The organism is Ciceribacter sp. L1K22, assembly GCF_017599385.1.
GTDB lineage: Bacteria > Pseudomonadota > Alphaproteobacteria > Rhizobiales > Rhizobiaceae > Allorhizobium.
Map to the genome: position 1 here is coordinate 362,586 of NZ_JAGFPK010000001.1, position 18,901 is coordinate 381,486.

The following is an 18,901-nucleotide window of genomic DNA, read 5'->3' on the forward strand; positions in this document are numbered from 1 at the left end:
AACCCCAATAGTGAAAAGAAAAACTATGCTTGCCGAAAAAGAATGACTCAAAATGATTCCAGAATCAACTTGTTGGAACTTTAAACTCGCTTTTCAACATTAGTGAAATTTTCGTCCAACACATCACATTACCGGCCGTGCAAGGCGTCCCGGTCATTAACGGAGGCGTAACAATGCTGGCGGAGGTGGCCGCGCAAGACAGCAGATTCCGGCCGGCGGACCGGGCGGCAGCTTGAGGCGGAAAAGCGCGACCTGAAATATGGGCGATTGGATATCGAAAAATGGTGCCGCTTACGTGACTCGAACACGTGACCCCATCATTACGAATGATGTGCTCTACCGACTGAGCTAAAGCGGCCCTTGCGGAGCGGGCGTGCCGCCGCGAATGGTGAGGGGCTGATACAGGGATTGCCCGGCGATTTCAAGCCGGTTTTCGGCGGCCCGGGGAAAAATTCCCGGCCCGCCGCGTCGGCCGCCGTTCTAGTTGAGCGGCCAGGCCTTGGGCCAATTGGCGGGATCGATCTCCTCGTTCTCGTCGACCTCCTCCGGGCAGTCACGGAAGGTTTCGGTCACGAGGAGCAATTGCGGCCCGACCCCGCCCTCTGAGAGCTTCCATTCGCTGTAGGTGCCGCAGTCGCCGATGCCGCGCCCCTTGAAGAAGGCGGAAAACAGGCCGGTCTCGTAATCGTAGGCGAGATTGTAGGCGACGGTGGCGGCGCTTGGTGCGCCGTCGCGCATCATCGGGAAGGCGAGCGTGCTGACCGTGCCGTAGGAGTCGACGAAGACGGCATAGGGCATATTGTAGGCGCCGCCCATGCCGCAGGGCGTGACATAGAGGGTCAGCTCGTCGAAAAGCTTGTGGGCGAGCGCGTTGCCGTCCAGCATGGTTTCTTCCGTCTCGCCGCATTCGCCACCGGCGGCAAAGCGCGCCCGAACCCCCTCCGGAAAGTCGGAGAGGCGGCGGATGTCACTGACCGGCGGGGCGGGGTTCGGCGCCTTGTCCCCCTTGGCGCTCATCGCATCGACGTGGCCGACCCGCTTCTGATACTCATCGATGAACAGCAGGCTCGCAGCCGCGCCTGCCAGAGGCATATCGCCTTGAACGCTCGTAGCTCCGCGGGTGATGGCAATGGTCGCAGTGGTACCATCCTTCAGGGCCGAAATCAGTCCGTTCGCGATGAAGTCCCCCGACAGTTCCAGTGTGCCAGCTTCGACACTGGCGGTAATGGCATCGCCCGAGATTGCAACCGTCTGTCCGTCATCGATCGCGATGGTGACGCCGAGTTCGCCGTCCCCTTCCAGGATGTTGCTATCGTCGGGCGAAAGGATCAGGACCACGGGCGCTTCCGGCGCGCCTGAACGCCGGAGCTCGAAGCCGGACACGGCGCTGCCCGAGATATACTGGCGCATGCCGCAGGAGAGTGTCTGTCCACAGCTCACCTGCCAGGCCTTGAACTCCCGGTAGCCGCTGTCCGCGGCCAGCGCCGGAAGGGTGCTGGCCAGCAGAGCGGCGAGCGAGAGGGTGTATCGTGATAGCATTGCATGTCCCCGCGAAAATCCGTTTCGGCGGGGACGCTATCAGCCCCGCCGTCAGCCGCAAACGGCCTTTTTTGCGCCGATATATTCCCGCTCCAGCCGATCGACCAGCGCCGCGACCGGTTCGACCGCCTTGACGGCGCCAACCCCCTGCCCCGCGCCCCAGATATCCTTCCAGGCCTTGGCGCCGGTGGCGGCCTTGTCGAAATCCATCTTGGAGGGATCGGCGACCGGCAGATTGTCCGGGTCCATGCCTGCGGCGAGGATCGAGGACTTCAGGTAATTGCCGTGAATGCCGGTGAAATAGTTGGAGTAGACGATGTCGCCAGCCTTTGCCTCGACGATCGCCTGCTTGTAGGCATCGGAGGCACGCGCCTCCGTGGTGGCGATGAAGGGCGAGCCGATATAGGCCATGTCGGCACCCATTGCCTGGGCCGCGAGCACGCCGCCGCCGGTGGCGATGGCACCCGCAAGCAGCAGCGGGCCGTCGAACCATTCGCGGATCTCCTGCACCAGCGCGAAGGGCGAGAGCGTGCCGGCATGACCGCCCGCGCCTGTCGCCACCGCGATCAGGCCATCGGCACCCTTGCGGATCGCCGAATTGGCATGTCGGTTGTTGATGACGTCGTGCAACACCACGCCGCCATAGGAGTGGATCGCGGCGTTCACCTCCGGCACGGCGCCGAGCGAGGAAATGACGATCGGCACCTTGTACTTCACGCACATCATGAGATCGTGCTCGAGGCGCTTGTTGGAGGTGTGGACGATCTGGTTGACCGCGAACGGTGCCGCCGGGCGCTCGGGATTCTTCGCATTATGGTTCGCGAGATCTTCCGTGATCATGGCGAGCCACTCGTCGAGCTGGCTTTCGGGGCGGGCGTTCAGCGCCGGGAAGGCACCGACAACGCCGGCCTTGCACTGCGCCAGCGTCAGCTCCGGGTGGGAGATGATGAAGAGCGGCGACGCCACCACGGGCAGTCTCAGATTGTCCTTCAGCACGGACGGCAGAGCCATGAATTCCTCCCGAATTCTTACGTTTACGGCAACGTCAATTTTGATAGCAGAACGTGCCGTCGAACGAAAGACCGGAGACGGGCAAACCAGCCGCCCGGCCGCCAAAAGCTCTGGTTATCCCCTCTCCGTCGATGAGTTGGGCTTGCGAAGACACAATCCAGCCGCTACCGAATCTTAACCATGCGGGGTCCGGTACCAGTACGCGTATCGCGAAACAGGAGTAAAACGCCCTTGAGCGGATTGGAAACGGCTATCAGGAGCGCGCTCGAACGATCCGACCGCACCAGCGCGGAAATGCGGGCGCGCATCTATCAGTCGGCCCGCCATGCGCTCGAAACCGGCCTGCGCAAGCAGAACATCACCGATCCCGACGTCGTCGAGGATCAGCGTCACCGGCTCGAGGCGATGATCCACGAGATCGAGCAGGAAGAGCGCGCCCGTATGTCGGTCGTCGAACCCTCGGTGGACGAAATTGCCGCCGCCGCTTTCTCCTTCGACGCGACTGATCCCGAGCCGCGTGCCGTCCCCGATGTCGATGCCTCGCCCGTAGTCGCCGCGCCGGACAGGCATAGCCAGCGGGAGGAAGTGCCGGACGACGCGTTCGGCGGATTGAGAGCGGAGCGAAACGACCGCGTCGACATTTCGGCTGCGCCTCAGCCGGTCACCGGACCACGTGAAGAGCCGCGCATCGCTTCGCAGGCCGATGCCGCGAGCCATAGCGGAACAGCGGGGCTCGACGTTCGCCCGGACAAGGTGATCCGTCAACGCAAACGGCGTTCCGGCGTCTTTTCCCGACTGTTCATCCTTGTCGTCATTCTCGCGTCGCTCGGCATGGGCGCATGGTGGATCTATAGCTCCGGGCTTCTGCTGACGCCTCAGGAGCGGGCTCCCGCGGTTCAGGACAATCCGCCCCGGGCCGAGGAGGAGGATTTTCTCGGTCAGCCGCAACCGACGCTTGGCGCGCCGGACACCCAGCAGGGTTTCTCCGACGACTGGATCAAGGTGTTTGCACCCTCGCAAGTGGCCGGACTCCAGCCATCCTCCGGTGCCAGCGTCTCGGCGACCGGCACGGGGGAGGATCAGGCGGCGCGCCTCGTCGCCAACGAAGCGGGGGATTCCGGCAGCATCGCGATCCCCTTCCCCGTAGACGTGCTGAGGGAAATGGCGGGCAAGACCTCGACCATTGCGCTGTCGGTCAAGACAGCCGGCGACGAGTCAGTTCAGATGTCTGTGGTCTGCGATTTCGATCGGCTGGGCGACTGCGCGCGCCATCGCTTTACCGTCACGCCCGAGCGTGGCGACATCCTGTTCCGCGTTACCTTCGACCTCGGCATCGCGCCGAATACACCCGGGCGACTGGTCGTCAATCCCGGCCTTGGCGGCGCGGGCAGCGGCATTGACCTCTATGAAGTCCGGGTCCTGCCGGGCCGCTGAGGACCCGGCGCCCGGCGCTATTTCAGGAACTCCGGGCCGCTGCCGATAATGCGGTCGTCGAGATCGCCGATCATCTTTTCGTCCTTGCCGTCGTAGTCGAGCGATTTCAGGATATGGCGGATGGTGTTTAACCGACCGCGACGCTTGTCGTTCAGCCGGACGACCGTCCAGGGCGCATGTTTGGTGTGCGTCTCCTTGATCATGCGGTCGCGCTTTTCGGTATAATCGTCCCATTTGTTCAGCGCTGCGATGTCCATCGGCGACAGCTTCCAGCAGCGCAGAGGGTCGTGGCGGCGGTCATGGAAGCGCTTCAGCTGCATCTCCCGGCCGATGTTCAGCCAGAACTTGAAGAAATGGATACCCTCCTCGACGATGAGCTTCTCGAAATCCGGAACCTGGATCAGGAACTGTTCATACTGTTCCTTTGTACAAAACCCCATGACCGGCTCGACACCGGCGCGATTGTACCAGGATCTGTCGAACAGCACGAGCTCGCCGCCGGCTGGAAAATGCGAGACATGACGCTGGAAATACCATTGCGTGCGCTCCGTCTCCGTCGGCTTGCCGAGGGCAACGACACGCGCAACGCGCGGGTTCATGTAGGAGAGGATGGAATGGATCGTACCGCCCTTGCCGGCCGCGTCGCGCCCTTCGAACAGCGCCATCACCCGCTTCCCGGTCGCCTGCAGCCAGAACTGTACCTTGACGAGCTCGATCTGAAGGCGTTCGAGCTCCTCCTCGTATTCATCCTTTTCCAGCTTCTTCTTGTAAGGGTAACCGCCGGATTCAATATCCTCCTCGTCAACCCAATCCGGCAGGACCGGGTCATCTATGTTGAAGATCCGCTTCTTGCCGCGGATCTCCAGTTCGACCGAGCGGTCCTCCGTCTGCTGCGCCATGTTTGAGCCTTTCCTTCTCCTGCCTCTTACCGATCAAGTGAGGCCACATCTTCCCTGTCAATTCAAGCGAATGCTAACGTCGGCAACGACACTTGGCGCCACGCGGTTCCCGTGGAAGGATGCGTAAGGGTAGGAAATTCTGTCATGATTCTCGCCTATCTCTCATCTTTTGAACCAACCGATCTGTCCGCGAGGCAAACTTGGAAGACATTCCTGCGATCTGGCGGACCTTTCTGACACAGCTCAGAGACAACCTCGCGCTGGCGGTGATCGCCGTGCTGATCCTTGCCGCGGCGCTTCTGACCGATGTCGATCCGATGATCGCCACGATCCTCTGGGCCATGGCGCTCGGCACCGCCGTGTTCCGCACGGCTCGCGCCGTGCCCGAGGTCATCCAGGCGAAGACCGATGCCGTGGCCATTCCTGCCGCAGCGCCTTTGGAGACGACGGACGACATCATCGACGCGCTCGACATGCCGATCGTCGTTCTCGCGGAGGATGCGAGTATCGTGTCGCAGAACAGGGCCGCCGAACGATCCTTCGGGCCGGTCAGCACGGGATTGCACGTCTCCGCGCGCTGGCGCTCGCCCGGCATTCTCGACATGATCCGGGAAACGATCACCACCGGTGAACCCAACCAGATCGAGCATTCCGAACGCCTGCCCTCCGAGCGGGTCTACATCGTGCGCATCGGACCAATCCGCCGCCGGAACGATGGAGGCGATGCACGGCTCTTCCTGTTGTCCTTCCGTGACATCTCGGACCTCAGGCGCCTCGATCGCATGCGTTCCGACTTCGTCGCCAATGCCAGCCACGAACTCAGAACCCCGCTTGCTTCGCTCCGGGGTTTTCTGGAGACCTTGCAGGGGCCGGCCAGAAACGACCCGAAGGCGCAGGAACGCTTCATCGGCATCATGCTGGAACAGGCGAACCGGATGAGCCGGCTCGTCGACGACCTGCTGTCCCTGTCACGACTCGAACTCAAGGCGCATATCGCACCGGACGAGCGCGTTGATCTCGTGCCCTTGCTCGGCCACGTACGGGATTCGCTGATGCCGCTGGCCGGCGACCTCGATGTCGACATTCGCCTGCATCTGCCGGAGGGAAAGGTGGAAGTCGTGGGCGACCGGGACGAACTGGTGCAGGTATTCGAGAACCTGATCGAGAACGCCTGCAAATACGGCCAGGAAGGCAAGACGGTCGATGTCTACCTGAGAAGCGGCGCCGAGAGCCCGGTCGAGGTCAGCGTCATCGACCAGGGGCCGGGCATTCCCGCCGAACATGTGCCACGTTTGACCGAGCGGTTCTACCGCGTCAGCGCAACGGACAGCCGCTCCAAGAAGGGCACCGGTCTCGGCCTTGCGATCGTCAAACATATCCTTACCCGACATCGGGCCCGTCTCATCATCAAATCCGAAATCGACAAGGGGACGGAATTCACCGTCCGCTTCTGACATAAAAGCTCGGCATTGAACGAGCGATACCAAAAATTATGTTTTATTTACAGATACTTAGTCTGTCACAAATGTTTCATTGAACTGACATAAAAGGGTGGGGGAACAAGGTCTAAGAAAGACCTGCCGATGCTCGGCGACCGTGAGTGCCGTACGCTCGCAACCACACACAAGCCCATCAACGGGAGAAACCCATGACCATCCTCAAGCTCTCCGCGGCCGCTCTCGTGGCCACCGTCGCGTTTGCCGGCGCCGCCGCCGCTCGTGACCAGATCCAGATCGCCGGTTCGTCCACCGTGCTCCCCTATGCCTCGATCGTTGCCGAAGCTTTCGGCGAAAACTTCGACTTCCCGACCCCGGTTGTTGAATCCGGTGGTTCGGGCGCCGGCCGCAAGAAGCTCTGCGAAGGCGTGGGCGAAAACACCATCGACATTGCCAACTCCTCGTCGCGCATCAAGCAGTCGGATATCGACACCTGCACCGCGAACGGCGTCACTGAAATCCAGGAAGTACGCATCGGTTACGACGGCATCGTATTCGCGTCGGACATCAACGGTCCGGAATACGCCTTCACCCCGTCTGACTGGCACAATGCACTGGCCGCCAAGGTTCTGAAGGACGGCCAACTGGTCGACAACCCCTACAAGAACTGGAACGAGATCCGCGCCGACCTGCCGGCGCAGCCGATCCTCGCCTTCATCCCGGGCACCAAGCACGGCACCCGCGAAGTCTTCGACGAAAAGGTCATCGTCGACGGCTGCAAGGAAAACGGCGCTGCCGAAGCTCACAAGGCTGCCGGCGCTGAAGATGCGAACAAGGCCTGCATGGCGCTTCGCACGGACGGTGTCGCTGTCGATATCGACGGCGATTACACCGAGACCCTGGCTCGCGTCGACGCCAACAAGAACGGTATCGGCGTCTTCGGTCTGTCGTTCTACCAGAACAACACCGACAAGCTGCGCGTCGGCACCATGAGCGGCGTTAGCCCGTCGGTCGAGACGATCGCTTCCGGTGAATATCCGGTTTCGCGTCCGCTCTACTTCTACGTCAAGAACGCTCACCTCGACGTCATCCCTGGCCTCCAGGAATATGTCGAGTTCTTCGTCTCTGACGACATGGCCGGCCCGAACGGCCCGCTCGCTGCCTACGGCCTCGTTTCCGACCCGGAACTTGCCAAGACCCAGGCTGCCGTCAAGGCCCGCACTCCGATGGGCGCTCTGAACTAATCGGCTGACAAGACCTGGCGGCGCGATGACCGCGCCGCCAGTTTCATTTCTCTTCCAGGGGATCCCGACACGATGAGCGTGGGAATCATAATCCTCGTCATAGCGGTGCTCGCGGCACTCGGCTATGTCCTTGGCAGGCAACGAGCCCTGTCTCTTTCAGGCGCAAGCGGCAAAAAACTTCATTCTCTTCCGGGCTATTATGGGCAGACCGTCGCGCTCTTCGTCGCGGTACCGGCCTTCCTGATCCTCATTGCCTGGCTTTTCATTCAGCCCATCATCATTGAAACCCGCGTCAACGGGATGATCCCCGACAGCGTGATCCCGGATGGCGGGGCCCGCAGCCTCGTCGTTTCCGATGTTCGCCGCATTGCAGGCGGACTCGATGCCGTTCTCGCCCGCAACGCGATGTCGGAAAGTGCGCTGGAAGACGGATCGGTCGACTTTTCGACCGTGCGCGCACAGCTCGCCGAAGTCGGTGTGGCCCTTGGTAGCGACGTGGCGCCAGAAGTTTTCCAGGCGGCAAAGTCCTACCGGCAGGATCAGAACCTCGGCCAGATCATGATGACGGTCGTCGTTCTCGCCGTTGCCATCGCACTCGGCGCCTGGTCCTATATGCGCGTTCATCCGGACCTGCGTGCCCGCAACATCAGCGAGAGCTTCATCAAGTCGCTTCTCATCGGCTCCTCGATGGTCGCCATCCTGACCACCGTCGGCATCGTGTTTTCGCTGGTGTTCGAGACCATCAACTTCTTCAAGCTCTATCCCGCCAGCGAGTTCTTCTTCTCGACCACCTGGAACCCGCAATTCCGCGGCGGTTCGGAGCTCGGCATTCTGCCGCTGCTCTGGGGCACTCTCTACGTCTCGTTCATCGCGCTCCTGGTCGCGGTACCGATCGGCCTGATGATCGCGATCTATCTGGCCGAATATGCCGGCAAGTCGCTCCGCAGCTTCGCCAAGCCGGCAATCGAGGTCCTGGCCGGCATCCCGACGATCGTCTACGGTCTCTTTGCCCTGATCACGGTCGGTCCGTTCCTGCGCGATTATCTCGCCCAGCCGCTCGGTCTCGGCAACTCCTCGTCGTCGGTTCTGACCGCCGGCCTCGTGATGGGCATCATGATCATCCCGTTCGTCAGCTCGCTGTCGGACGACATCATCAACGCTGTGCCGCAGTCGCTTCGTGACGGTTCCTACGGCCTCGGCGCGACGCAGTCGGAAACGATCAAGCAGGTCATTCTCCCGGCCGCCCTTCCGGGCATCGTCGGCGCGATCCTGCTGGCGGCCAGCCGCGCCATCGGAGAGACCATGATCGTGGTTCTCGGGGCGGGTGCCGCCGCGCGGCTCGATCTCAATCCGTTCGAGGCAATGACGACCGTCACCGTGAAGATCGTCGGTCAGCTGACCGGGGATACCGAATTCGCAAGCCCGGAGACGCTCGTCGCCTTCGCGCTTGGCCTGACCCTCTTCGTCTTCACGCTCGGGCTCAACGTACTGGCCCTCTACATCGTACGCAAATACCGGGAGCAGTACGAATGACCGACATTTCCGTATTCGACAACATCGCCAAGGGCGTCCAGTCGAAGTCGCTGCTCGCCGTTGATGACCGCACGAAACGTCGCAATGCTGCGGAGGCCCGCTTCCGTCTCTGGGGCAGGATCGCGGTGGCGCTCGGTGTGCTTGCGCTCGTCGGTCTGCTCCTGTCCATCCTCTCGAACGGCCTGTCGTCCTTCCAGCAGACCTATATCACCGTCAATGTGTTCCTCGATCCGGCAACGCTCGACAAGGACGGAACGCGGGATCCGGCAAACATCGCCAAGGTATCAACCTTCGGCTATGCGCCGCTGATCGAGAAGGCGCTCGCCGACGCCATGGCGACCAACGACATCACCGTCGAGGGAATGAACGCCAAGGCGGCCGCCGAGCTGATCTCCAAGGAAGCCCCGGCAAGCCTGCGCAACTATGTTCTCGCCAATCCCTCGGTGATCGGCGAAACGGTCGCGTTCAACCTGCTCGCGTCGGGCCGTATCGACGGCTACTACAAGGGCCGGGTAACGATGGAAAGCGCTGCGCTCGACCGCAATACGTCGCCCGAGCAGCTCCGGCTTGCCGACGCGCTGAAGGGTGCCGGCGTGCTGACCACGAAGTTCAACTGGGACTTCTTTACCGCGCCCGACGCATCCGACACGCGTCCGGAGGCCGCCGGCCTCGGCGTTGCGATCCTCGGATCGGCCTACATGATGCTGATCGTCCTCGTCCTGTCGCTGCCGCTCGGTGTCGCCGCGTCGATCTACCTCGAGGAGTTCGCGCCGCAGAACAAGATCACCGACCTGATCGAGGTCAACATCGCCAACCTTGCGGCGGTTCCGTCGATCGTCTTCGGTATCCTCGGCCTTGCCGTCTTCATCAACTTCGCCGGCCTGCCGCAATCGGCACCGGTCGTCGGCGGCCTCGTGCTGACGCTGATGACGCTGCCGACGATCATCATCGCAACGCGCGCGGCGCTGAAGGCGGTTCCGCCGTCGATCCGCGATGCCGCACTTGGCGTCGGCGCCTCGAAGATGCAGTCGATCTTCCATCACGTGCTGCCGCTCGCCATGCCCGGCATCCTGACCGGCACGATCATCGGCCTGGCCCAGGCGCTCGGCGAGACCGCGCCGCTTCTCCTGATCGGCATGGTCGCCTTCGTCCGCGAATATCCGGCCGGACCGCCGGAGGGCTTCTTCGATCCCGCATCGGCGCTGCCCGTCCAGGTCTACAACTGGACCCAGCGCGGCGACCCGGCCTTTGTCGAACGGGCATCCGGTGCGATCATCGTGCTGCTGGTATTCCTGGTGCTGATGAACCTGATCGCAATCATTCTCCGCCGCCGTTTCGAGCGTCGCTGGTAAGAGGGGCTGACAGATGAGTAACATGCCGACCACAATCACTACGACCACGACGAAAGCTGCAATCATGAATGAAACGAAGATCTCGGCCCGCAAGGTTCAGGTGTTCTACGGCGACAAGCATGCGATCAAGGACGTGGACATCGAGATCCGCCCCCGTTCGGTGACGGCCTTCATCGGCCCGTCGGGCTGCGGTAAGTCGACCTTCCTGCGGTGCATCAACCGCATGAACGACACGATCGCGAGCTGCCGCGTCGACGGCACCATCCTGATCGACGGCGAAAATATCTACGATCCCAAGGTCGATCCGGTGCAGCTGCGCGCCAAGGTGGGCATGGTGTTCCAGAAGCCTAACCCGTTCCCGAAGTCGATATACGAGAACGTCGCCTACGGCCCGCGCATCCACGGGCTCGCCCGCAAGAAGTCGGACCTCGACGACATCGTCGCCTCCGCGCTGCAGAAGGCCGGCCTTTGGAACGAGGTGAAGGACCGCCTCGACGCGCCCGGCACCGGTCTCTCCGGCGGCCAGCAGCAGCGTCTCTGCATCGCCCGCGCCATCTCGGTAAGCCCTGAAGTGATCCTGATGGACGAGCCCTGCTCGGCGCTCGACCCGATCGCGACCGCCAAGGTCGAGGAATTGATCCACGAACTCAGGACCAATTTCACCATCGTCATCGTCACGCACTCGATGCAGCAGGCAGCCCGCGTGTCGCAGCGCACCGCCATGTTCCACCTCGGCGAACTCGTCGAGGAGAACGACACCGACAAGATGTTCACCAATCCGGACGATCAGCGCACGCAGGATTACATCATGGGTCGCTTCGGCTGATCCTCCTCACGCGCTCGTTTCAAGAACAGGAAACTCATAAAATGTCTTCCACACACATCTTATCGGCCTTCGACGAGGAACTGAAATACCTCATCCGGCGCATCTCCGAGATGGGCGGCATGGCGGAGCAGATGGTCGCCGACAGCGTCCGCGCCCTCGTGAATTCCGATGCCGCTCTCGCCCAGAAAGTAATCTCCGACGACGTCGTCATGGACGCCATCGAGCGCGAGATCGGCGACAAGGCGATCGTCACCATCGCGCGTCGCCAGCCGGTCGCTGCCGACCTGCGCGAGATCATCGGTGCTCTCAGGATCGCCAACGACCTCGAACGCGTCGGCGACATGGGCAAGAACAACGCCAAGCGCGTCATGGCGGTGCAGGGCACCGGCGTGCCGCGCAAGCTCGGCCGCGGTCTCGAACATCTCTGCGAACTGGTCCTCGTTCAGCTCAAGGAAGTGCTCGACGTTTACACGACGCGCTCGGCCGAGAAGGCCAAGTCGATCCGCGACCGCGATGACGAAATCGATGCCGTCTACACCTCGCTGTTCCGCGAACTCCTCACCTACATGATGGAAGACCCGCGCAACATCACCACCTGCACGCACCTCTTGTTCTGCGCCAAGAACCTGGAGCGCTGCGGCGACCATGCGACCAACATCGCGGAAACCATTTACTACATGACCACCGGCTCCCAGCCGGAGGGCGAACGGCCTAAGGAAGACCTGACGTCCTCGCTCGGTGCGGTTACAGAATAAGCAGGGCGGACGAAGACATGCAGCCGAAGATTGCCGTCGTCGAGGATGAGGAGGCCCTCAGCGTCCTCCTGCGCTACAATCTCGAAGCGGAAGGCTATGAGGTGGAAACGATCCTGCGCGGAGACGAGGCGGAACTTCGCCTCCAGGAGCGCGTGCCGGATCTTCTGATCCTTGACTGGATGCTTCCGGGGGTCTCGGGCATCGAACTCTGCCGACGCCTGCGCATGCGGCCGGAGACCGAGCGCCTGCCGATCATCATGCTGACCGCCCGCGGCGAGGAAAGCGAGCGCGTCCGTGGCCTTTCGACCGGCGCCGACGACTATGTCGTCAAGCCGTTCTCGACGCCGGAACTGATGGCCCGTGTCAAGGCGATGCTGCGCCGGGCCAAGCCGGAAGTGCTCTCCAGCGTGCTTCGCTGCGGCGATATCGAGCTCGACCGGGAAACCCACCGGGTCCACCGCAAGAGCCGCGAAGTCCGCCTCGGCCCGACGGAATTCCGCCTCCTGGAATTCCTGATGGCCTCGCCCGGCCGCGTGTTCTCACGTTCGCAGCTGCTCGACGGTGTCTGGGGTCACGACATCTATGTCGACGAACGGACCGTCGACGTGCATGTCGGACGCCTGCGCAAGGCTCTGAACTTCTCCAACATGCAGGATGTGATCCGCACCGTGCGCGGCGCCGGCTACTCGATGGAAGCCTGAAGCCTGCCGATCCCCACATCCCGAAAGGCCGCTCGTCAAGAGCGGCCTTTTCCATGACCGGATGCGGACATGAAAAAAGGGCCCGAAGGCCCTTTGAAAATCACGGATTCTGACGGATCAGCGCGCCTGCTTGCGACGCTCGGACACCGGCTGGTAAGCCAGTTTGCCGTGGTAGCTGCAGTAGGGCGATGCGTCGAGGGCCTCGCACCCGCAGAAATGGAAATCGTCCTTGGTCGGATCGCCGATCGGCCATTTGCAGGTGCGCTCGGTCAGCTCTGTCAGAATCAGCTTTTTAGAGATCGGAACGATCACGTCGTTGGCCGGCGAGAAGCGGGTTTCCTCGACGCCCTCGAACTCGGCGCCATCCTTCGAAACGAGGGCGTTGGCGGGCCGTACAGCAGGGCGGGCAGCGACCGGACGCGGGTTGAAGGTCTGGGACCGCTGCGGTGCGGCGGGACGCTTCGTCGCCCGTGCGACCGAACTCGTTCCACCCGCCTTGACGCGCCCGGGAAGGTTGAGACGGTGAACCTTGCCGATCACCGCGTTGCGGCTCACTCCGCCCAACTGCGCCGCGATCTGGCTCGCGCTCAGACCTTCGGCCCATAATTTCTTGAGCCTTTCGACGCGCTCATCCGTCCAGTTCATGCCTGCTCTCCGCCTGTAGCATTGATGACAGAATCCATCACCGCTGCTTCGGAGCGTTCCGAAACAAAAATAACTTCGATACTGTCGGTGACTAGTTCCGCCGCATGCAGTCTAGTAATTGACGATTAACCTAGTGTGAGCCTGACTCCGTGACAAGAGTCGGCGGAATCATCGGGAATCGATTTTAAAGTTTTCCCCAACTTGCTTCCCGACGCGTTTCAAGAGCAAATTTTACCCTTGGCGACGGTTTTCTCACACGCTTCGCCAACAAGCCCGCGAATGCGGTGTTTTGTTGACAGCAAGGGAGGAAATGGAGATAGTGCGGGCGCCGCCGCAAGGCGGCATTTTGATTTCCGGCACTTCCAACCGGTTGTCATCCCACCGTCTCAATCCCCGCCTGCCGAAGGAGTTCCGCGCCATGGCCGAGGCATCCCCGCTCTATCAGACCTACATGCGCGCACCGCTGCGCTTCGAGCGAGGTGAAGGCGTCTGGCTCGTGACCGAGACCGGCGAACGCTATCTGGATTTCGCCGCCGGCATCGCTGTCAACTCGCTCGGCCACGCGCACCCGCATCTCGTCGAGGCGTTGAAGGACCAGGCGGACAAGCTCTGGCACCTGTCGAACCTCTACGACGTTCCGGGGCAGGAAAAACTCGCCGAACGCCTGACGTCAGCGACCTTCGCGGACAAGGTGTTCTTCACCAATTCCGGCGCCGAGGCGCTGGAATGCGCGATCAAGACGGCGCGGCGCTATCATTTCGCGCGCGGCAATTCCGAGCGGTTTCACATCATCACCTTCGAGGGCGCCTTCCACGGCCGTACGATCGCGACAATCGCGGCCGGGGGCCAGGCCAAGTATCTCGAAGGCTTCGGCCCCAAGGCGGCCGGCTTCGACCAAGTGCCGTTCGGCGACCTCGACGCGGTGAAGGCCGCGATCACCGACGAAACCGCCGCCATACTGATCGAGCCGGTGCAGGGCGAAGGCGGCATCCGCGTCGTGCCGAACGAATTCCTGCGCGCGCTCCGTGATATCTGCGACGAGAACGGCCTGCTGCTCATCCTCGACGAGGTGCAGAGCGGCGTCGGCCGGACCGGAAAACTCTTCGCCCATGAATGGGCCGGCATCACGCCCGATATCATGGCGGTCGCCAAGGGCATCGGTGGCGGCTTCCCGCTCGGCGCCTGCCTTGCGACCGACGATGCGGCCGCGGGCATGAAGGCCGGCACCCATGGCACGACCTATGGCGGCAATCCGCTTGCCATGGCTGTCGGCAACGCGGTGCTCGACGTCGTGCTCGCCGATGGTTTCCTGCGCAATGTGCAGGATGTGGCGCTGGTGCTGCGCCAGGGTCTTGCCGCGCTCAAGGATCGCTATCCCGATGTGATCGAGGATATTCGTGGCGAGGGGCTCATGCTCGGTATCAAGGCCGCCTGCCCGTCCGCCGACCTGCTGCTGGCCATGCGCGGCGAGCATATGCTCAGCGTCTCGGCCGGCGACAACGTCATCCGGCTGCTGCCGCCGCTAACGCTGACGGCGGAAGAGGCACGAGAGGGCCTGCGGCGCATCGAACGGGCTGCCGAAAACCTGACGGCAGCGAACCAAAAGAAGAGCCTTCAGGGCTGACGGGTGGACCAATGGCATCTCCAAAGCATTTTCTCGATCTCTCGGCTGTTTCCTCTTCCGATCTCCGGCTGATGCTGGACGACGCGATCGGCCGCAAGCGCGACACCAAGGCCGGCACGGCCGGCAAGCCGTTGGCCGGCAAGATGCTGGCGATGATCTTCGAGAAACCATCCACCCGCACCCGCGTGTCGTTCGACGTCGGCATGCGCCAGCTCGGCGGCGAGACGCTGTTTCTCTCCGGCACCGAAATGCAGCTCGGCCGGGCCGAGACGATCGGCGACACCGCGAAGGTCCTGTCGCGCTACGTGGACGCGATCATGATCCGGACGACCGATCACAACCGCCTGCTGGAAATGGCGGAGCACGCCACCGTGCCCGTCATCAATGCGCTGACCGATCTTACCCATCCCTGCCAGATCATGGCCGACATCATGACCATCGAGGAGCATCGCGGCCCGGTGAAGGGCAAGACGCTCGCCTGGACCGGAGACGGCAACAATGTGCTGCATTCGCTGGTCGAGGGTGCTGCGCGTTTCGGCTACCGGATGAACATGGCGGTGCCCATGGGGTCGGAGCCTGACGACAAGATCCTCAACTGGGCGCGCAACAATGGCGGCGAGATCATGCTGTGCCATGATGCCGATCGGGCCGTTGCCGGCGCCGATGCCGTCATCACCGACACCTGGGTATCGATGAACCTCGAGCACAAGGCTCGTGGCCACAACGTGTTCCAGCCGTTCCAAGTCAACGGCGAACTGATGAAGCGGGCCAAGACCGACGCGCTGTTCATGCACTGCCTGCCCGCGCACCGCGGCGAGGAGGTCACCGACGACGTGATCGACGGTCCGCAGTCGGTCGTCTTCGACGAGGCGGAGAACCGTCTGCACGCGCAGAAGTCTATCCTCGCCTGGTGCCTCGGCGCGATCTGACACCGGCGCCCCGGAAACGGTCCGGCGCTTGACCTTTTGGCGCCGGTTCCCCATGTGTGCGGTAAAATCTGGGGTGCCAGCCCCTTTCGTTTGGCGCGGACGCGCCGGGAGTTACCAAAGCATGGCAGACAGAACAGTAGAGCTTGGCGAATTCGGTTTCGCCGGTGACGACAGGGTCGTTCCCTTCCAGGTCGAAGGCCTCGACGTGCGCGGCCGCGCGGTGCAGCTCGGACCGCTGCTCAACAGCATCCTCGACCGCCACGACTATCCGCCGGCCGTTGCGCGGCTGCTGGCCGAGACGATCGTTTTGACGGTGCTGATCGGCACCTCGCTGAAGTTCGAGGGCAAGTTCACGGTGCAGACCAAGACCGACGGCCCGGTGGACCTTCTGGTCGCGGACTTCACCACGCCGGAAAATGTCCGCGCCTACGCCCGCTTCGACGAGGAAGCCGTCGCCAGCGCCGTCGCCGCCGGTGAAGCCTCTCCGGAAAAGCTGCTCGGCACCGGCGTGCTTGCCTTCACCATCGACCAGGGCAGCTTCATGCAGCCCTATCAGGGCATCGTGCCGCTCGACGGCTCTTCTCTCGAGGAGATCGCCGGCGTCTATTTCCGCCAGTCGGAGCAGATCCCGACCCGCGTGCGCCTCGGCGTCGCCGAACTCTATGATCGCGACCAGACCGGCAAGCCGCGCCATGCCTGGCGCGCCGGCGGCCTGATCGCCCAGTTCCTGCCCGAGGCGCCGGAGCGCATGCGCCATCCGGACCTGCATGGCGGCGACGGCGATGACCGCGACAACGATCACGCCGAGGACGACGGCTGGGCGGAAGCCCGCCTGCTGGTCGACACCGTCGACGCCGACGAACTGACCGATCCGCAGGTCGGCATCGAGCGACTGCTGTTCCGGCTGTTCCACGAGCGCGGCGTTCGCGTCTATGAGCCCAACGGCGTCTACGACCGGTGCAGCTGTTCGCGAGAGAAGATCAAGGGCGTTTTGCAGGGCTTCTCGGCCGAGGAAATCGATGCCAGCCAGGAAGACGGTGCGATCGGCGTCACCTGCGAGTTCTGCTCGACCACCTACACCTATCCGGTGTCGGAACTGGAAAACGCCTGACCGGTTCGGCCGGCCTCAGTTCAGGACGCGCGCGAGACCCGGCGTATCGAGCGAAAACGCCGGGATCGCCACCTCGAACAGCCGGCCCTCGTCCGTCTGCATCTGGTAATGGCCGAACATCATGCCCGACGGCGTGTCGAGCGGGCAGCCGGAGGAGTATTCGTACGTGTCGCCGGGACGAAGCCGCGGCTGCTCGCCCACGACGCCCGGACCGCTCACCTCGTCGACCTGGCCGTTCTGGTCGGTGATGTGCCAGTAGCGCTGCACCAGGCGAACCGGCTCGCGCGAATGGTTGACGATCACGACCTTGTAGCCCCAGACATAGCGGCCGTCGTCCGGATCGGATTGCTCCTCCAGATAAAACGGCTCCACGATGACCTCTATGTCGCGGGTCACGGCACGATACATTCGGGCTCACCTCACATCGCTGATCAATCAGCATATTCTACACGATCAGGCCAAAATCAAGGAAGCCCGGCGCAAGAAGCGGTGAGGCCGCATGCCCGGGCGAGCCTAGGCTCGCCCGTCCGATGCCGTCAGCCCGGGATCTTGTCGAGTGCGCGGGCGAAATCCTCGACCAGATCCTCGCTGTCCTCGATGCCGCAGGACAGGCGCACGAGACCGCTCGAAATGCCGAGCTCGGCGCGCGCCTCCTCCGACAGGTTCTTGTGCGTCGTCGTCGCCGGATGGGTGATCAGGCTCTTGGCGTCGCCGAGATTGTTGGAGATCTTCACGACCTCCAGCGCGTTCTGCAGGCCGAATGCCGCCTGCTTGCCGCCCTTCATCTCGATCGCCACCAGCGTCGAGCCACCTGTCATCTGACGGGCAATGATATCGGCCTGCGGATGGTCGGCGCGTCCCGGATAGATGACGCGGGCGACCTTCGGATGGTTTGCAAGGAAATCGGCGATCTTCTTGGCATTCTCGGTCTGCTGTTTCACCCTAAGCGGCAGCGTCTCGATGCCCTTCAGCAGCGTCCAGGCGTTGAACGGCGACATGGCCGGACCGGTATGGCGGAAATAGTCGTGCAGGTTCTCGTCGATCCACTCCTTGTCGGAGAGCACGACGCCGCCAAGGCAGCGGCCCTGTCCGTCGATGTGCTTGGTCGCGGAATAGACGACGACGTGGGCGCCAAGCTCCAGCGGCTTCTGGAACAGCGGCGTGGCGAACACATTGTCGACCACGACCTTGGCGCCAACCTGATTGGCGAGCGTCGCGACGCCCGCGATATCGACCACTTCCAGCGTGGGGTTCGTCGGGCTTTCGAGGAAGAACACCTTGGTGTTGGGGCGGATCGCCGCTTCCCAGGCCTTCAGGTCACGACCATCGACCAGCGTACACTCGACACCATATTTCGGCGCCAGCGTCTCGACCACCCAGCGGCACGAACCGAACAACGCGCGGGCGGCGACGATGTGGTCGCCGGCCTTCACCTGGCTCAGGATCGCCGCTGACACCGCGGCCATGCCGGATGCGGTGGCGCGAGCATCTTCCGCGCCTTCCAGCAGGCACATGCGCTTTTCGAACATGTCGTTGGTCGGGCTGCCGTAGCGCGCGTAGATGAAGCCATTGTTCTCGCCCTTGAAGCGGGCCTCGGCGGCTTCCGCCGTGTCGTAGACGAAGCCCTGCGTCAGGTAGATCGCTTCGGAGGTTTCACCGAACTGGGAACGAAGTGTTCCGCCGTGGACGAGGCGGGTTGCGGGACGCCAATTCTTGCTCATGCCGTCTGGCCTTTCAGACACAAAAAAACCGGTCGCAATCGCAGACCGGTTCCAGGACCCGGTCTTTTTAGCCATTTGTTTAACGTGGCTGCAAGCCGACCGGCCAAATCACCACGGGATAAGGCTGCAATACGCCTGATG

General features: G+C 62.7%; 17 protein-coding genes, 1 tRNA gene and 1 riboswitch. Of the genes, 11 read left to right on the forward strand and 7 right to left on the reverse strand.

Annotation, left to right across the window (positions count from 1 at the left end):
* Nucleotides 1-282: 282 nt before the first annotated feature.
* The 3 genes from J5J09_RS01655 to J5J09_RS01665 all read right to left on the reverse strand — a co-directional run bounded on the left by J5J09_RS01655 (nt 283) and on the right by J5J09_RS01665 (nt 2,550).
* Nucleotides 283-358 (reverse strand) — tRNA-Thr (locus tag J5J09_RS01655).
* Between the two features lie 122 nt (nt 359-480).
* Nucleotides 481-1,539, reverse strand: a complete 1,059-nt coding sequence (locus J5J09_RS01660) for a DUF1176 domain-containing protein (protein WP_208547981.1) — start codon at nt 1,537-1,539, stop codon at nt 481-483.
* Between the two features lie 51 nt (nt 1,540-1,590).
* Nucleotides 1,591-2,550, reverse strand: a complete 960-nt coding sequence (locus J5J09_RS01665; protein WP_208547982.1) for a nitronate monooxygenase family protein — start codon at nt 2,548-2,550, stop codon at nt 1,591-1,593.
* 231 nt (nt 2,551-2,781) lie between these two features.
* Between J5J09_RS01665 and J5J09_RS01670 the strand changes: the two genes are divergently transcribed.
* Entirely contained in the window at nt 2,782-3,984 is a 1,203-nt protein-coding gene (locus J5J09_RS01670; protein WP_208547983.1) for a hypothetical protein, read from the forward strand.
* 17 nt (nt 3,985-4,001) lie between these two features.
* On the opposite strand, the gene ppk2 is transcribed toward J5J09_RS01670, so the two are convergent.
* A complete protein-coding gene (gene ppk2 / locus J5J09_RS01675) occupies nt 4,002-4,883 on the reverse strand; it encodes a polyphosphate kinase 2 (protein WP_208547984.1) in 882 nt (293 codons plus the stop codon).
* Between the two features lie 200 nt (nt 4,884-5,083).
* On the opposite strand from ppk2, the gene phoR reads away from it, so the two are divergent.
* The 7 genes from phoR (at nt 5,084) to phoB (ending at nt 12,730) form a co-directional block, all read left to right on the forward strand.
* A complete protein-coding gene (phoR, locus tag J5J09_RS01680) occupies nt 5,084-6,337 on the forward strand; it encodes a phosphate regulon sensor histidine kinase PhoR (protein WP_246745767.1) in 1,254 nt (417 codons plus the stop codon).
* A 194-nt stretch (nt 6,338-6,531) separates the two neighbouring features.
* A complete protein-coding gene (locus J5J09_RS01685) occupies nt 6,532-7,563 on the forward strand; it encodes a substrate-binding domain-containing protein (protein WP_208547985.1) in 1,032 nt (343 codons plus the stop codon).
* A gap of 72 nt (nt 7,564-7,635) precedes the next feature.
* Complete coding sequence (pstC, locus tag J5J09_RS01690; protein ID WP_208547986.1) at nt 7,636-9,096, forward strand: phosphate ABC transporter permease subunit PstC; 1,461 nt, start codon at nt 7,636-7,638, stop codon at nt 9,094-9,096.
* Nucleotides 9,093-10,448, forward strand: a complete 1,356-nt coding sequence (pstA, locus tag J5J09_RS01695; RefSeq protein WP_208547987.1) for a phosphate ABC transporter permease PstA — start codon at nt 9,093-9,095, stop codon at nt 10,446-10,448. The genes pstC and pstA overlap by 4 nt, the downstream gene beginning before the upstream one ends.
* 64 nt (nt 10,449-10,512) lie before the next feature.
* Nucleotides 10,513-11,274, forward strand: coding sequence for a phosphate ABC transporter ATP-binding protein PstB (pstB, locus tag J5J09_RS01700; RefSeq protein ID WP_246745768.1), 762 nt, complete (start codon nt 10,513-10,515; stop codon nt 11,272-11,274).
* A 41-nt stretch (nt 11,275-11,315) separates the two neighbouring features.
* On the forward strand, nt 11,316-12,029 hold the full coding sequence (gene phoU, locus J5J09_RS01705; protein ID WP_208547988.1) for a phosphate signaling complex protein PhoU: 714 nt from the start codon (nt 11,316-11,318) through the stop codon (nt 12,027-12,029).
* Nucleotides 12,030-12,046: 17 nt separating this feature from the next.
* Entirely contained in the window at nt 12,047-12,730 is a 684-nt protein-coding gene (gene phoB, locus J5J09_RS01710) for a phosphate regulon transcriptional regulator PhoB (RefSeq protein WP_208547989.1), read from the forward strand.
* 117 nt (nt 12,731-12,847) lie between these two features.
* Here the strand turns inward: phoB and J5J09_RS01715 are convergent, their stop codons facing one another.
* The gene (locus tag J5J09_RS01715) at nt 12,848-13,375 is read right to left on the reverse strand and encodes a GcrA family cell cycle regulator (RefSeq protein WP_208547990.1); all 528 of its coding nucleotides are present in this window, start codon (nt 13,373-13,375) and stop codon (nt 12,848-12,850) included.
* Nucleotides 13,376-13,793: 418 nt separating this feature from the next.
* Here J5J09_RS01715 and J5J09_RS01720 point away from each other — a divergent pair, with 418 nt between their 5' ends.
* The 3 genes from J5J09_RS01720 (at nt 13,794) to J5J09_RS01730 (ending at nt 17,039) form a co-directional block, all read left to right on the forward strand.
* Entirely contained in the window at nt 13,794-14,999 is a 1,206-nt protein-coding gene (locus J5J09_RS01720; protein WP_208552964.1) for an aspartate aminotransferase family protein, read from the forward strand.
* Between the two features lie 11 nt (nt 15,000-15,010).
* On the forward strand, nt 15,011-15,928 hold the full coding sequence (gene argF, locus J5J09_RS01725; RefSeq protein ID WP_208547991.1) for an ornithine carbamoyltransferase: 918 nt from the start codon (nt 15,011-15,013) through the stop codon (nt 15,926-15,928).
* A gap of 121 nt (nt 15,929-16,049) precedes the next feature.
* Nucleotides 16,050-17,039: an Hsp33 family molecular chaperone gene (locus J5J09_RS01730; protein ID WP_208547992.1), complete on the forward strand. Its 990-nt coding sequence runs from the start codon at nt 16,050-16,052 to the stop codon at nt 17,037-17,039.
* Nucleotides 17,040-17,054: 15 nt separating this feature from the next.
* Here the strand turns inward: J5J09_RS01730 and apaG are convergent, their stop codons facing one another.
* Together apaG and J5J09_RS01740 are read right to left on the reverse strand one after the other, a co-directional pair.
* On the reverse strand, nt 17,055-17,447 hold the full coding sequence (apaG, locus tag J5J09_RS01735; protein ID WP_208547993.1) for a Co2+/Mg2+ efflux protein ApaG: 393 nt from the start codon (nt 17,445-17,447) through the stop codon (nt 17,055-17,057).
* Nucleotides 17,448-17,575: 128 nt separating this feature from the next.
* Nucleotides 17,576-18,760, reverse strand: coding sequence for an O-succinylhomoserine sulfhydrylase (locus J5J09_RS01740; protein WP_208547994.1), 1,185 nt, complete (start codon nt 18,758-18,760; stop codon nt 17,576-17,578).
* Nucleotides 18,761-18,806: 46 nt separating this feature from the next.
* Nucleotides 18,807-18,885, reverse strand: a riboswitch (SAM riboswitch).
* Between the last annotated feature and the right edge of the window lie 16 nt (nt 18,886-18,901).